This window comes from bacterium (assembly GCA_021372615.1).
GTDB lineage: Bacteria > Armatimonadota > Zipacnadia > Zipacnadales > UBA11051 > JAJFUB01.
The window spans coordinates 21,439-35,854 of sequence record JAJFUB010000018.1 but is presented as its reverse complement, the minus strand read 5'-3'; the positions used below and the strand labels follow the sequence as shown (position 1 = coordinate 35,854).

Genomic DNA, 14,416 nt, shown 5'->3' with positions numbered 1-14,416 from the left:
GGGGGCCAGGGGGTGAGGGCCCTCACACCGTCGCCTCGAACCCCCACGTCTCCCCATCATCCGCACTCACATAGATGGCGATATCCGGCGCCACCGACACCGCGGCCATCAGGCGCCGCCCCTGGCTCTCCATCTTGACCAGCCCCGCCCGTGCCTCATCCGCCGGCGCGCACACCAGCCGCTCTTCCGCTCCGTCGCTGAACTTCAGCCACGTCACCCCGCCGTCCGCGGTCCGCCGTACATACACCCCGCCCTCGCGGTACCCGGTCACATACATGACCCCGTTGTGCTCGACCATCGTGGGGTACGTCAGGCCGGCTATGGTCGCCATCCTCAGACCTCCACCCAGCTCGCGCCGTCATCCACCGACACGGCATTGCGCACGTCGCCGCCATGCTGCCACAGCAGCCGTAGCCGCCCCGCGTCATCCTTCTCCGCGCACGGCTCCGAGTTGTCCCCGTCGCTCGTCACCTGCACCGCCCCACGCCACGCGGCGGGCAGTCCCGCTCGCCGGCGCATCCACACCTCACCCTCGCGCGCGTAGAACAGGAACACCTGCCCCACGGCGTCATCCATCAGGTGCGGCCCGCTCGCGCCGCTGGCCCCCAGTTGCAGCGCCGCTGGCGTAGCCCGTTGTCTCTCCACGGGCACCCCATCTGCGCTGGCCAGCAGCGGCGCATCGTTGACGATGACGAACTCACACGTCGCCCCGGCCGGCTCGACCACTCGGGCCTCCGTCACGGCCACATACAGCCCCGACCCCGTGTACGGCGCCCCCCGCCGCTCGGCCGTCCACTTCCCGACCTTCTTGATCCGCACCACGTCACTGATCGCCTGGCTCTCGCTGGGCCCCGCCGTCCCTGCCGGGATGGCGACCCGCACGGTCTCCGTCCCCCCGGCCAGCAGCCGGCAGACCAACTCAACGGTGACGTCCTCGGCCTGGGTGTATCCCGCGGCGAAGACCAGCTTCATCTGCGTGACCCCCAGGTCACGATCCACTTCCGGCAGCGCTCCGAACCACTCCAGGTCATGCCCGGCGGTGAAGGCAGGGGAGAGGCTCGTATCGAGCCGCCCGAACCCCAGCCCATCGCCAACTTCACTCACATGCCTGGCGAACCACCGTGGCGCATTGGTCGTCTGCCCGGTGCCGCTCTGCACCAGGTAGTTGTCGTTCTCGTCATACAGGTCGGGCCGCCAGTGGTAGTTGACCGGGTACGCCCGGCTCCCCCCGTTCCTCGGCACACACAGGCCTTGCAGCGTCTTCCCGACCCCGGGCGCCAGCGTCGGCGTCTGGAAATGCGTCCGCCCGTCCATGGCCTCCCCGGTCCCGAACATCTGCGCGCACTGCCAGCAGAACCCGCGCACATAGCCATTGGCGTCCGGGTCCCGCCACGTGGGCCCCCCGCAATACGGGCACAGCAGGTCGGCGAAGCATGCCCGCCGCCCCCCGGACACTGCCGTCACCTGGGTGAACCACTCATGCTCCCCGAACTCCAGCCCGATTCGGTACGCCTCCGGCAGCGTCAGGCCAATCTCCGCCTGGCACCCCGTCACCACGCCCCCGTGGACCTTCCCGCCGATCAGGAACTTGATCTCCGGGTAGAACCCCGCCGCCCGGTATTGCCCGGCCAGCGTCTCATACCCCTCGAAGTTCTGCGACCGCAGCGTGAACTCGGGCAGCAGCACCTCGCCGTTCGTCCGCAGGCTATACTCCCGCAGTTGCGGCCCCGACGTCAGCAGCGCGTTCACATCGCCCACGAACTTGAACTTCGGCAACGTCTCGGTGGTGACGTACCCCCCGTGCGCCGCCTCCTCGGTGGCGAACACCTCGTTCGTCTCGTTGTCCTGGACCCACACGCCCTCTGGCACATACTGGAAGTTCGCGTGACCGCGCGTCCCTTTCCGCCACGCCTCCGGCTTGTAGATCTCGGCGAACCCGCTGTACGCCCTCGCCCCCAGCACCACATCCGAGTACGGGAAGCCGATCAGTGGCACACACCCCCACGTCCCGTCATACACCCACGGGTCGCCCCCCAGGCCCTCCTCGGGGATCTCGACCTCCCAGTACCCCCCGCCGTCCGTGCTGGCGATCGGGTCCAGCACTTCCATCGTCTCGAAGTTGATCGGCACGATCGCGATGCCGGCGGCCGGCACCCCTGGTCGCTCATACACCCGCCCGGCGATCGTGTTACCACCGGGGTCATACTGCTGCATGGCCCCCATCGCCACGCTGGCCGTCGCGCCTTCGACCACCTCGAGGACCTGCCGCGCGCACCCCCACGACGAGTCCCACCCGTCGGCCAGCTTGAACTGCACCACCGCATGTTCCCCGGCGGGCAGCCCCTCGACCAGCACGCTGCCCCCCTCGGGGATCGGGTACCCCTCGCCATCCTCATCGAGCGCCCCGACCTTCACCCATGCCCCCGGCTCGCCACTGACGTTCAGCTTGCCACTCAGCACGTCAATGACCGCTTCCACCTCTTCGGTCAGCTCCGCGCGCCGCCCGTGGTACACTGCCGACAGCCTCGTGAGCTGCCGGGGCAATGCCTCCGCCGCCGTCTCCGGCGTACCATCGCGCCGGTCGCCCTCGCGTTGGTAGATTGCCCCGTGGCCCTTGGGGCAGATGAACGACCACCGTCCCTCCGCATCCGTCATGATCGGCGCATGGACAGTGGACCCCTCCACGTACGTCGCGAGCGTATCTGACCAGATCAGCTCATTGAACTCCTGGCTGTCCCAGAAGACCGCCTCACCGCCGCCTCCGGCGCACACCCCCTCCAGGCTCACGTTGGCCTCCGCCACGGCCTCCCCGTCCTGCAGAATGCGCCCCTTGACGCGGTACCCCATCACGAACGTCTGGCTCAGCGGCGCCGCTGCGAATCCCGCCGGCTGAATGCACCGACCCCAGTACGGGTCATCCACCATCACCACATACTGCTCGACGAGTGCATACGGCTGCCCCGTCTGCCAGTCATCCGCCAGCTTCTGCACGAGATAGACCGCGACGTTCTCCAGCGTCACATCCGGCGTCCGCGCCTTGTACACGGTCGCCGCGATGCCCCCCCCCGCCGTGGTGAACGTGACCTGCCCGGCCGTGGTGAAGTCTCGGAGCACCGTCACGCCCTGCGCCGATCCCAGCCGCACCACTTCCTGCTCCCACTGCCCGGGCCCCTCAGGTGCCATGCCATCGCCACCGCCTCTCACAAGCTCCCGTCGTTGCCGTTCCCCCCTCCCTTCAGGGAGGGGGTAGGCAGCCGTTGCCTCTACCCCTCCCTTCAGGGAGGGGTGGCCCGCAGGGCCGGGGTAGGCCGCCGTCGCTGTTGCCGTCGCCGTCGCCGTCCGCGTCCCGGAGGGACGCTTCCCATAGGCGGGGGTTTCAACCCCCGACCCCTCCCGCGCCGCTCGCGCCGACTGCGCCGGGACGGGGCTCCACCCCGCCTGCCCGCCTCGCCTGCCGCCTACTACCACCACCCCGCTACCGACTCAGCTCCAGCCGCACATCCCCATCGTGGTCAAACACAGCCCGCCGCATCGCCGCCGCTGCCTCACGCCCGCCGCAGGTCGCCGCGCCTGCCGCAGCCCGCTCAGCCACACTGAGCCCTCCAGGCTCGAGCGGCGTCACCTGCCGTCGCTCCGCCACCCCATGGCCGTAGCCTCCGGCCACGCTGCGGCCGCCGTCATCAGCGCTCGGCGGCGGCGCGACGGACGCCGCCGCCGCCACGTCCGGCACAGCGTGCCCTTCCAGACTCCGCCCATCCTCGTCCGCCTCACCGCGCCTGACGACCCCGCGCTGCCCGCCTGGCTCCGCCGCTCGCCGCATCGCCCGCGCCCGCAGCCTCTCGCGCAGCTCCGTCAGCTCCCGCCGCCTCGTTTGCCACGCCCGGGAGTGGGGGAGAGGGGCGCCTTCTCCGGGGGTGAGCCTCTCGGCCACACTGCCCGGGGCGAGAGCCTTCCCTGGCGCCCCTCGTCCCACTGCCGCCCCCTCCCCCGCCGCCCTCGGCCGTGCGTCAGCGACCTGGATCGCCTCCGCACTCTCCTCCGCCGCCGCTGCCTCCGCCTCACTGCGCGCCTCACGGACCCCAGTCGGCAGCCACCGGGGCAGCATCAGGGCCGGCGCGCGGGGACTGATCGTGGCCTGTACTCTCACCTCAGCCTCACTCCCCTTGCCTGCCAGTACGCTTCCCACAGCGCCACCTTCCACGCCGGCTGCTCCGTGCACGCCCTGCCTCCGGGCAACTGCCCCGTCACCTCATGCCTCCACAGCTCGCGCAGCACCGCCACCGTCATCAGCGCCCACGCCGGCACGCGCACAGCCACTGGCTTCTCCGTCCCCAGCAGCGCCGCCGCCTCCCGGGCGTCGGTGAAGTCCACCCCCTCGTGCACACGCACGGTCGGGGCCGGCAGCTCACCCTCCAGCACCTCCGCCAACCCCGCCGCCGTTCCATGCTCCTGGCGGGCGAGGCCCCTCAGTTTTTTTTCGCCAGCTCCATGGCCGCCCGTTGCGCCGGCTGCCTATGGTTCACGCGCTCGATCTCGGTGCGCACCCACTCCGCCATCGCCGGCTGCATCCGTCCCAGGAACGCCGCCTTCTCACCGGGCTCAGCGTCCCGCCCCATCCACCGTTCGGCCACGCTCCCATCCCGTTGCAGCTCCGGCAGGCAGAACTCCAGGACGCAGTGCTCGTAGTCGTACTCAGCCATCACGAGCAGGTCATACGTCCGCCGCACGCGCACCGCGGGCTCCTGCAGGCCCCCGCTCACCAGCTCATACTCCTCCGCCAGCCCCAGGCTCTCTCGTTCCAGCGCCTCCGCCTCAGTCAGGGCCCGCAGCCTCAACCAGGGCTTCCGCGCCCACCCGCTGATCTCAACAGACGCCTCCACCACCACCGCCTCCTCAACCCCGTCACCCCACGCCGCCCAACTCATCACCCTCCACCGCCACCCTTCCGCATCCCGCATGCCGTTGCCGTTCCCCCTCCCTTCAGGGAGGGGGCAGGGGGTAGGACGCCGTTGCCGTCCCGCGTCCCGGAGGGACGCTTCCCACAGGCGGGGGCTTCAACCGCCGACCCTCCCCGCCACCAGGCAGAGCCGGGGGTGACCGCTAGGCCAACACCACCGGCGCCGTCAGCCCATCCGTACTGCCGAGTGCCAGGAACTGCACTGTCTCGACGATCCGCTGCTCGTGCGAGCCGGGCAGCCCCAGGTCGCTCTCGGTGTACAGCACGCGCGGGAGGGAGATGCTCGCGGTGCTGGCCCCGCGGGTCAGGTCGAGCCGCAGCGCCGCCTCCTGCCCGGCCGCGAAGTCGGCGTAGAGCGTCGTGTCCGCGAAGTCGCGGCTGATGGCCCCGCGGCACCGCACGCCGCTGAGGTTATACAGGTGCCGGGGGTTGACGCCGCTGACCAGCCGCAGCCCCTCTGCCGGCGGCTCGACCATGTTCTCGATCACGATGCGGATCTGTTCGCAGGACACGTCCTCCGCCAGCGTGCCGCCGGTATCGCCGATCTGCACCATCGCCTCGCGGTACAGATACGGCGCCGCCGTCGGCATGGTCACCGCTGCCGCCGCCCCGCTCTGCATCTTGAGCGCCACGACGTCGAGCGTGCAGGTCACGGGCTGCCCCTTGAGCATGTCCAGCGTCACCCGCCGCACCTTGGCATCGGTCACCTGCTTGACCTCATTCACGCAGTCCACGACCAGCGACGCCCACTTCCCCTGGTTGTCCTGGTCTCGGTCCTGGATCCAGGACAGCAGGGCCGTCAGCGACCCGGGCACCATGGGCACGGTGATCTGCCCCTCCACCCACTCGCCCACGCTGAAGTACCGGCTCTCGAAGTCGTTCGTGTCCGCCATGTCCAGCGTCACGTAGTTCTTGTGCCATTTGAGCGTCTCGCCCCGGTTGCCGCCGCCCATGAGCGGCAGCCACACACTGGGCGCGACAGCCGTCCCCTGTTGCGTCTGCAAGCCAAACCCGAAAGCGCCCTCCTGGGCCAGTGCCACTGCCATTGTCCGCACCACCTTGCCGTCTACCAGAAGTGCGAAGAGAGCCGATCCGCAGATCGCCTCTCTCCGTGTCAGTCCCCGTCGCCCCTGCCGTCGCCTCCGCCGTCGCCGTTACCCTTGACCCTCGCCCCTCGACCCTCGCCCCTGCCTCACCCCCACACCTCCGACCGCCGCGCCACGACCTCCATCCGCACCGCCTGCACGCCGGGCGCGACTGCCCGCAGCTTCTCCTCCTCCGGGGGCCGCATCTGCACCCCGGTCACCTGCGCATGCCAGCACGTCTCGCCCAGGTACGGGTCGGCCATCACCAGGTTGAACAGGTCGGCGAGTTCGTCTTGCAGCTCCACACTCGCCTGCTCCCCCTCCGCGATCTTGCGGATGTAGTAGAGGTGGAAGGTGTAGTCCTGCTGATAGGTCCGGTTCGTCCCGGCCTGCGGCGGCTGCTCCAGCGACACCGGCTCGACGACCACCGCCGGCAACTGCATGGCCTGCGCCCGCGGCATCAGTTCCGGGCGCCCCTGCGCTACCCACTTCAGCCCTGCTCCGGCCCCGGTGGCGAGCTGCAGCCGCGCCCCGGCCGCCACGGTGAACGCCCCCGCCACGGGCGCCTCCAGCCGCACCTGAAGCCCCGACAGCCTCTCCGCCACCGTGTGGTTCTCGATCACGCCGTGGTCATCCACTAACCGTACCGCCGCCCCCACCTCGAAGAGCGGGCTGGCCTCGATGTTCACTAGGTCGCTGCCGTCAGCATCCGCGGTCAGCCCCGACGCCCCCTGCACCAGCATCCGCAGCGCCCGCGCGATCTCGTTGTGATGATACATGTCCAGTCCCATACGTCCCTCCGCATGCTATCGTGTGCCATGCCGTCCCCCCTCCCTGTGAGACGCGCAGCGTCTCCGGAGGGGGGCCAGAGGCTGAGCCGCCGTTGCCTTTACCCCTCCCTTCAGGGAGGGGTAGCCCGCAGGGCCGGGGTAGGCCGCCGTCGCCGTCCTGCGTCCCGGAGGGACGCTTCTGACAGGCGGGGGCTTGAACCCCCGCGTTCCGCTGCCGGGCGAGGCCGCCATTAGCCGTTCCCCCTCCCCTGCGGGGAGGGGGCAGGGGGTGGGCCGCCGTCCTACCCCCTGCTCCTCACGACCACCCGCAGATGGTGCCCCTGTCCTCCCTCATCCTCCACGTCCAGCACCTCATACTTCCTCTCCGACGCACCCTCCGCCACGGCCAGCACATCGCCCGGCCTGAGCTGCACTCCGCCTTCGAGGTACACCACATGGGTCGCCTCGGGCAGCTTCCCGGCCACGGTCACCACGAGGTCCCCGCGCAGCGGCTGTACGAGCGCGGGCAGCGCCGCAGCGTCTCTGGCATACCGCGGGCTGAGCGGATCAAGTCCAGTCCCGATAGCGGTCTCGGCCCGGTCCACATACGCCGCCTGACTGAGCACCATCCTCAGATTCACATCCTCCATACTCGCAGTCCCTTCCGCCGTTGGCGTTCCCCTCTCCGTAGCCCGCCGCTGCTGCAGTCGTTCCCCTCTCCGGCGCGTAGCGCGGGAGAGGGGTAGGGGTGAGGACGCCGTTGCCGTCGCCGTCCTCCGTCAGCATCCCGGAGGGACGCTTCCGACAGGCGGGGGTTTCAACCCCCGCCCTCGTCTACACCGCCGCCACGCGCACCACCCGGTACCGCCGCAGCAACTCCATCGCCTCGGCGCACAGCCGCCGGACCGCCGCGCCGTACCGACCCTCCTCGGCGTACCGCACCGTGTAGTCCCCGATCCGCGTCTCCCGCACGGCGCCGCCCTCGCCGCTCAGCTCCGCCAGCAGCTCCGCCGCGGTCAGCTTCGCCTGGGCCAGCGCGATCTCCGTGGGCGTCTGCTCGAACCCCCAGTCCAGGTCCACCGCCACATTCTGCACGCCCGCGGGGAACCGTGTCGGCGTCGCTTGTGGCTTGAGCCTCAGCAGCCCCGTCTCGGGATACGCGTGGTAGGCCTCCGCCTCGAGCGTCGTGCCTTCCACGCGCAGCGCCCGCACCTGCACCGGCAGGGCCACCGCGGCCTCGGTCAGCAGGAGCCGATCCATCCCGTTCCCGTCCACAACGATCGTCTGGTCCGCGTGCCAGCGGAAGTCCCGCCCGGCGCTGCTGTCCACCATCCCGTGCGTCAGGGGGAGCAGCTCGGCCACGCGGGCTACCAGCTCCTCCTCGCCGCCGAGCGGCTCGAGATCATAGCCCGTCAGGACCCGGACCACGTCCTCGGCCGTACAGTACGAACTCAGGTTGCCGGTCGTGAATACGCCCTGTGCTACCATTCCTCGGACCACACCCCTTCGGAGTTCTGCACCCGCACCTTCCAGAAGTACATCGCCTCATCGCCCAGCGCCGTGCCGGCATACACCACCGACGTCGCCGGCCCCGCCACCACACCGCTATCCCACAGGTCGCCCTCGTTCAGGTCCAGACTGCCCTGGCTGGATGCCACCAGCACCTGGTAGGCGGCCTGCGCGTACCCCTGCGCATCCGCATAGCTCCAGCTCAGCGTTGGCGTGTCGTCCAGGATCCCCGTGGGGTTCGCCTTACCCTCCACCTGCAGGCTGCTGACCTGGGGCGCCGCAATGCCCTCCGCCTCCCCGATCTGCCAACTGAACAGCTGCGGCGAGGTATCATCGGCGCTGCTCCGCGTCAGCACGAACCGCAGGCGCACCGCCTCGGTCGTCAGCTCCGACAGCGCCAGCGTGCCCCACGTCACCTGGCGCTCCACGCCGTCCGTCAGGCTGTCGCAGTCCTCGGTGCCGAACCCCGCGACCACCTCGTCCGTCAGGGCGTTCAGCACCTCGACCCGCACTGCGCCCTGCTGCGGCGCGACGTTCACGATCAGGCCGCCCCATCCGTCCGCCGGCTTGACCAGCGCTGCTGTCTCCAGGGTCCCGCTTACCTGCCCCGAGCTGAGCTGGTAGAACGTCTCGCGGTTGTAGTCCTGGTACGCTAGGTTGAAGACGCTGCCGGAGGTAGCAGAGTAGTAGATCCGCCTGTCGCCCAGCCGGAACACGTCCAGCGGGTTGCTGTCGGGCATGAAGCTGTAGATCACCTGCTGGAAGTGCCGGTCATCATCCGACGCCCACAGCCGATCCACGCCGCCGTAGAACTGCACCACCATCGCGATCACGTCATCGCTCACGGCATAGGGGCACATCGTGAACCCCTCGCCGATCCCCAGCGGCGACAGGCTGTTGCCATGGGGCAGCAGGAAGAAGCTCTTCAGGTCTGGGCTGGTCCACCCCGCCAACGGGCGCCGGTTGCCCCCGATCATCCCCGTCAGCGGCAGGATCGTCTTGAACCGGGCGTAGGCCGCGAAGCGCCGGCTCGCGTCCCGCGCGTACGGGTTCTGCAGCACCATCCATTCCGCGTCCCGGTTGCCGAAGCAGTTCACCCCACCGCCGCTCGGCGGCATCATGTCCACGCCCCCGAACCCCGGCACCACCGGGTTCTCAGGCCACCAGTGCTGCTGCGGGTCAAAGCTCCAGCGGTCCGGAGCGCCGTGATATGCCCGCACATAGTAATGATCCGGGTTGTCCTCGTTCCCGCCCAGCAGCAGCGCCCATTCGCTCCCCGCGTTGCTGAAGATCCGCGCCAGCCCGGGGTCGCCCTCCAGGCCCCAGGTAGAGTCACGGTTTTCCCACGGCCGCAGGAGGCTCATGTCCAGGAACGGGTTGCTCTTGCCCGTCGGCGGTGTCTCGTCTTGCCAGGTGATGCGCTGGGTGGACGCATTCCACTGCCCTCGCACGTATCCCAGCCGGTCAATCCCCTCAGAACTCGTACCTCTGACCACCGCCACGACCGCGTCGGTCCCCTCGCCTGTCCGCACTGCGCTGTGGAAGAAGGCCTCCTCCCGCCACGTCCCTGCGACTTGCAGGTCCGCGACCGCCGTGCTCGCGTCGGCGTTCACGGTGGGGGCCGCACTGTTCCACCCGCAGTTCTCCGCCCGCCACACCCGGCAGCTATGCCCGTTGCCCATGTCGCGCAGCAGGAAGTGGTCCGCCAGCTCGAACCCCCGCCCCGAACGCGTCGTCTCCGGCGACATCACCTGGTAGCTGCCCGGCCCGTCAATGGCCAGGCTCTCGATCAGGATGTTGCAGCTGAAGCTCTCCGGCGTCTCCCAGGCGTTCCGCCCCATCATCAGGTACGCGCCCTGCAGGCCGCCGTTCGCTCGCGTCAGGTTCATCCATGTGGACCGGCCCCGCTGGTAGCGCGCCATCCCAAAGCCGCTGGTCGCCCCGTACACCGCCTCCAGCTCGATCCACGGCCTGTCCTCCCCATACTCCTCCCACAGCCACGCCTCCATGCTCTGGGTCTCATCGCACGGATTGCCGGTCGGCACCAGCCGGCCCCGGAAGTCCACCACGCCCACATCGCCCGCCGCCGGCGTGGCCGGCAACGTCCCCGACAGCGTCAGCACTCCGGTGCTCGCCGTGTACCCGCTCACCTTCAGCCGGCAGCCGGCGCACGCCCCCGTCTGCATGGAGATCTCGGCCGCCGCCCAGTATCCATCCGTCCGGGCGCTCAGGCTCGTCTTGATCGTCCCCGCGGTGTTCCCGGCGTCGGCGACGACCATGAAGCTCTCGCCCGTGCCCCAGGTCGTGAAGTTGTTCCCGTGCATCCCGCCGCTGATGTACGTCAGCGGGCCCAGGCAGATCCTCGTGTTCTTGGGGTTCGTCGCATCCGGCAGGTTCACGCGCATGCGCACCGTCGTCGGGTACGGCAGGTCACCGGGGTCTATGGCCGAGCGCAGCCATCCCACGCCCTGCCCATAGCCCGAGATCGCCTTGTACTGGCTGACGTTGATCTCCGAGTGCGTCGCCTGGTCCACGAGCGTCGTGTACTGCGACGCGCCCTGGTCGCGCAGCAGCCCCAGCACCGCGCGCAGCGGCACCCGGTCGTCATCCGAATCATCGTGACGCGGGATGCCAAACCGGAACATCTGCCGCCGACCCCGGCTCCGCGAGCCGTCATCCAGCCGCGCGAAGTGGTGGTAGTCGCTGGCCCCCACCATCCAGTACGCCTGCGGGTCGCCCCCGGCGATCTGCGCCGCGAACGTCCCGTCGAACGGTGCCAGGAAAGTCAGCGTCCCATTCCCGTCGCTCTGTCGGGGCAGGCGTCGTCGCGCCGCTTGCCGCTCGGCGTACGTGGCAGCGCCCCGGGTCAGCGCCGCGTACTGGGTCGCCGTCATGACCCCGTCCCATATCGCGATGTTGTCCAGGTACCCGTCCAGTCCCACCGCCGTGGTGTCCGACCGCGCCCCCAGGTACAGCCGCAGAGCCTCGCCGAGGGGCGCCTCGGCGGTGTTCGACTGCGTCGGCGCTTCCTGGCCGTCCAGATACAGCCGCAGCTGTCCGGCGCCGGCCGTGGTGAAGTCCCACGTGCACAGCACTGGCAGCCAGCGCTGGTAGTCCTTCACAAAGAAGTCGTTCCAGTGTGCGGCGTACCATACGCCGTTCGAGCAGCTCACGAAGCTGAAGCGCGAGTTGCCCGTAAAGCCACACCGCAGGTAGTTGCTGCTGTCGAACGTGGCCTCCCAGACCGGCTGGTTGCCGTCGTTCCACGGCGCCGGATGGTACCAGAAGAACACGCTCCCCTTCGCTCCCGAGCCCATGCTGATGTTGCCCGGCGCGTTGTAGTAGAAGCCTGCCTTATCCAGATACAGGAATTGCTTACGCATGTTCGACTGATCCTCCGCTCAAGCTCGGTCCGTCCGCTCGTCCCGACTCGCCTCGCCACCGGCCTGGTGCCGACTTGACTAGGTTCGCATGCTAACGGTGACAGGTCGTGGGTGTCGCGTCGTGTGCGACGGGCCCCACGACCAGCGGTGGGGCCGCCGCTCGGAGACCGCTGCGCGTCCTCGCCGCGACACCCACCGCCCTTGTGACGCGAACTCCCGCAAGCCGGTACTACTCAAACAGCGACGAGAAGCTCCGGCTGACATACAGCACCCACACCTCGCGCGTCCAGTCCCGTCCGAACCCGCCTCGCTGTGCGATCCCGGCTGTCAGACTGCTCACCGCCGCGAGGTCCGCGCTCAGTCCTGTCATCACGCCCCACTGCGAGAAGTCGTCAGTCGTCGCCGCCACATCGAGCCACAGATATGGCGTTCCCTGTCCTGTCGTGCTGCCCTTCAGCGGCAGGAGCCGCAGCGACAGCTCAGGCCCCACCACACCATCCGGCGCGATCCCACCAACCGCCCCTACCGACAGCACCAGATCCTCAGCCAGCCCGACGCTACAGCTCAGCACCAACACTGCCGCAATCAGTCCTGCCCATCGCTTCCGTCTCATCACGCATCTCCACTCATGCAGAGGCCTGCGGCCCAGAACGAGCCGCAGGCCCCGCCCTTGTCGTCGCCGTTGCCGTTCCCCCTCCCTGCGAGACGCGCAGCGTCTCCGGAGGGGGCCAGGGGGTGGGCCGCCGTTGCCGCCCCGCTTCCCGGGGGGGCCAACCCCCGCCCTCTCCCTCTCCCGCCCCTACGCCGTCTTCCCGACATTCACCGCCAGCACCACCGCATCGTCATTCTCGAACTCCACGGCCACACGGGTGGTGATCGCGTAGATGTTCACACCGCGCAGCACGTCGCGGTCCTTGTCGATGCGGATCTCCCGGTGGATGCCGAAGATCAGGTTGTCGCGCGGGGTCAGGAACCCGTAGCTCAGGTTCGTGCCCGTGGTCCCGCTCACCCCGGCCAGGTTCGTGGGGATGGTCGGCACGGTCACCAGCGGCACGCCCATGTACGGCGGCACCTGGGCGCCCAGCAGCGCCTTGTCGCCCGCGCTGGTGCCGCGGTCGGCGAACGTGTCATGCCAGTCCTGGGTCACTGTCGGCGCGAAGTAGAAGCGCAGGTCCCCGTAGTTGCGCTTGTACTTGTCGGGCAATGCCCGGAACATCGCGCTCAGCGCGCCCTTGTCCAGCGTCGCGCCCGCCAGGTCCTCCACGTGGCCGCCGTCAGCCAGCACGCGCCAGCCGTTCATGCCCGCCAGGAACGTGTCGCCCGACGTGACGTCGCCCTTGATCGCCAGCTCCTCCAGGTCCGTCGCCGTCTGCTTGGCCATGACCCGGATCACCGTATCCTCCAGGTTCCCGCCTGCGACGTTGTCCTCGAGCGCCTCGAAGGTCAGCTCGAACGGGGTGATGATATCCACCGCCGTCAGCGTCACCTTCGAGAACGCGGGCTCGGCCAGCGTGCTCGGCGCCACGCCCTCGCTCTTGAGCTGGCTCACCCGGCCGGCGGTGGCGATGCGGTCGATCTCGGTCACTGCCGACCGCATCCGCACCACGCGCGCCTCCTGCAGCATCACCGACTGGTCAATGACCAAGTCGGTGAACTTCCGCGACTGCTCCGGCCCCAGCAGCCCACCGGCCGCCAGATCCGTCGTGTCAATGGCCTTCTGCAGCATCTCCTCGACACTCATTCACAGCACCCCTTCCCAGAATCGCGCCGCCTTCCGCCGCGCCTGCTGTCCCGGTAGCCCCTGGGGCATTCCGGGCCTGACCTCGACCATCGTCTCGTCTGCCACGTCCTCATCGCCCGCCAGGACGATGTCTCCGGCCCGCTGTGCCTTCGCCAGCACTGCGGTGCGCTCCACCAGCGGCCGGGGCGTCGTCCCCGCCGCCTCCCACACCTCCGGTCCCCGCTCTTCCTGCGCCTGCTGGCTGCCCGTCGTCACTGTCGCGCCTCCGCCATCGGCTTGCATGCTCGCCTCGATCTCCCTCAGCTTCTCCTCGATCTGTCCGAGCCGTTCGGCCAGGTCGTCCCCTCGTTTGTCCTCACCTCGTCGCCTCCGCCACGCCCACCGCAGCTTCTCGGCTATCCGGCGCACCACACCGTTCACTGCTCACCCTCAACTAGTCGTACTCGCACATCCGGGTTCACGGCTTGCTCCGCTCGGCACACCGCCACATGCTCGACGGCCACCTCATCCAGATGCCGGACGGGTCCCTCGGTATTGCTGTCCCAGCCCCAGTGGGCCCGGCTCACTTTGCCGCCCAGGCTGAGCCCCAGCCTCTCGCCCCGCGCGAGCCGTTGTCGCAGCTCCCGGGCCTCGGGCGCGTCCACGCGCAGCCGCCCGCGGACCCGCAGCAGCTCCCCCTCGACCTCACACGTCTCGATTCTGCCGACCACAACCTCTCGCTCGTTATGCGCCGCGACCAGGTCCACGGGCCCTCTCTGCGCTACCTGTCGCAGCGCCCCCTTACTGATCTTCTCCCGTTGCCGGTCCAGCCTGGTGCTGGACGCGACGCCCTCGAACTGCCACTCCGCCGCGGTCGTCTCGTCCGCCACTCCATCACCTTCCAAGCCCGCCAATGTCTCTCAGCTCGCCTGCGCGCCACCGCCGTTCGCCGTTGTCGTTGCCGTCCCCCCTCCCTGTAGGGAGGGGGCAGG

Annotated in this window: 14 protein-coding genes; all 14 read right to left on the bottom strand. The window is 69.5% G+C overall.

Annotated elements, in window-relative coordinates; all coding sequences use genetic code 11:
* Positions 1-22: 22 nt before the first annotated feature.
* Positions 23-331, bottom strand: coding sequence for a glycoside hydrolase (locus tag LLH23_02410; GenBank protein ID MCE5237325.1), 309 nt, complete (start codon positions 329-331; stop codon positions 23-25).
* Positions 332-333: 2 nt separating this feature from the next.
* Entirely contained in the window at positions 334-3,183 is a 2,850-nt protein-coding gene (locus LLH23_02405; GenBank protein MCE5237324.1) for a hypothetical protein, read from the bottom strand.
* Positions 3,184-3,475: 292 nt separating this feature from the next.
* Positions 3,476-4,147, bottom strand: coding sequence for a hypothetical protein (locus LLH23_02400; protein ID MCE5237323.1), 672 nt, complete (start codon positions 4,145-4,147; stop codon positions 3,476-3,478).
* Positions 4,144-4,428, bottom strand: coding sequence for a hypothetical protein (locus LLH23_02395; protein MCE5237322.1), 285 nt, complete (start codon positions 4,426-4,428; stop codon positions 4,144-4,146). The genes LLH23_02400 and LLH23_02395 overlap by 4 nt, the downstream gene beginning before the upstream one ends.
* Positions 4,429-4,466: 38 nt before the next feature.
* Complete coding sequence (locus LLH23_02390; protein MCE5237321.1) at positions 4,467-4,925, bottom strand: hypothetical protein; 459 nt, start codon at positions 4,923-4,925, stop codon at positions 4,467-4,469.
* 175 nt (positions 4,926-5,100) lie between these two features.
* Positions 5,101-6,003 carry a hypothetical protein gene (locus LLH23_02385; protein MCE5237320.1) on the bottom strand — a complete coding sequence of 301 codons (903 nt, stop codon included), beginning with the start codon at positions 6,001-6,003 and terminating at the stop codon, positions 5,101-5,103.
* A gap of 146 nt (positions 6,004-6,149) precedes the next feature.
* Positions 6,150-6,833 (bottom strand): hypothetical protein, encoded by a 684-nt coding sequence (locus tag LLH23_02380; GenBank protein MCE5237319.1) that lies wholly within the window; start codon positions 6,831-6,833, stop codon positions 6,150-6,152.
* A gap of 281 nt (positions 6,834-7,114) precedes the next feature.
* Positions 7,115-7,462: a hypothetical protein gene (locus LLH23_02375; protein MCE5237318.1), complete on the bottom strand. Its 348-nt coding sequence runs from the start codon at positions 7,460-7,462 to the stop codon at positions 7,115-7,117.
* Between the two features lie 184 nt (positions 7,463-7,646).
* Positions 7,647-8,300, bottom strand: coding sequence for a hypothetical protein (locus LLH23_02370; protein MCE5237317.1), 654 nt, complete (start codon positions 8,298-8,300; stop codon positions 7,647-7,649).
* Positions 8,294-11,704: a LamG domain-containing protein gene (locus LLH23_02365; GenBank protein MCE5237316.1), complete on the bottom strand. Its 3,411-nt coding sequence runs from the start codon at positions 11,702-11,704 to the stop codon at positions 8,294-8,296. The genes LLH23_02370 and LLH23_02365 overlap by 7 nt, the downstream gene beginning before the upstream one ends.
* 229 nt (positions 11,705-11,933) lie before the next feature.
* Complete coding sequence (locus tag LLH23_02360; protein ID MCE5237315.1) at positions 11,934-12,317, bottom strand: hypothetical protein; 384 nt, start codon at positions 12,315-12,317, stop codon at positions 11,934-11,936.
* Positions 12,318-12,503: 186 nt separating this feature from the next.
* Positions 12,504-13,445, bottom strand: coding sequence for a phage major capsid protein (locus tag LLH23_02355; GenBank protein MCE5237314.1), 942 nt, complete (start codon positions 13,443-13,445; stop codon positions 12,504-12,506).
* On the bottom strand, positions 13,446-13,865 hold the full coding sequence (locus LLH23_02350) for a hypothetical protein (GenBank protein ID MCE5237313.1): 420 nt from the start codon (positions 13,863-13,865) through the stop codon (positions 13,446-13,448).
* Positions 13,862-14,314 (bottom strand): HK97 family phage prohead protease, encoded by a 453-nt coding sequence (locus tag LLH23_02345; GenBank protein MCE5237312.1) that lies wholly within the window; start codon positions 14,312-14,314, stop codon positions 13,862-13,864. Before LLH23_02345 ends, LLH23_02350 begins: the two co-directional genes overlap by 4 nt.
* Positions 14,315-14,416: the final 102 nt, after the last annotated feature.

Coding starts and splice junctions, on each gene's coding strand:
- LLH23_02410 (MCE5237325.1), bottom strand. CDS start 331: ATGGCGACCATAGCCGGCCTGACGTACCCCACGATGGTCGAGCACAAC.
- LLH23_02405 (MCE5237324.1), bottom strand. CDS start 3,183: ATGGCACCTGAGGGGCCCGGGCAGTGGGAGCAGGAAGTGGTGCGGCTG.
- LLH23_02390 (MCE5237321.1), bottom strand. CDS start 4,925: ATGAGTTGGGCGGCGTGGGGTGACGGGGTTGAGGAGGCGGTGGTGGTG.
- LLH23_02385 (MCE5237320.1), bottom strand. CDS start 6,003: ATGGCAGTGGCACTGGCCCAGGAGGGCGCTTTCGGGTTTGGCTTGCAG.
- LLH23_02380 (MCE5237319.1), bottom strand. CDS start 6,833: ATGGGACTGGACATGTATCATCACAACGAGATCGCGCGGGCGCTGCGG.
- LLH23_02375 (MCE5237318.1), bottom strand. CDS start 7,462: ATGGAGGATGTGAATCTGAGGATGGTGCTCAGTCAGGCGGCGTATGTG.
- LLH23_02370 (MCE5237317.1), bottom strand. CDS start 8,300: ATGGTAGCACAGGGCGTATTCACGACCGGCAACCTGAGTTCGTACTGT.
- LLH23_02365 (MCE5237316.1), bottom strand. CDS start 11,704: ATGCGTAAGCAATTCCTGTATCTGGATAAGGCAGGCTTCTACTACAAC.
- LLH23_02360 (MCE5237315.1), bottom strand. CDS start 12,317: ATGAGACGGAAGCGATGGGCAGGACTGATTGCGGCAGTGTTGGTGCTG.
- LLH23_02355 (MCE5237314.1), bottom strand. CDS start 13,445: ATGAGTGTCGAGGAGATGCTGCAGAAGGCCATTGACACGACGGATCTG.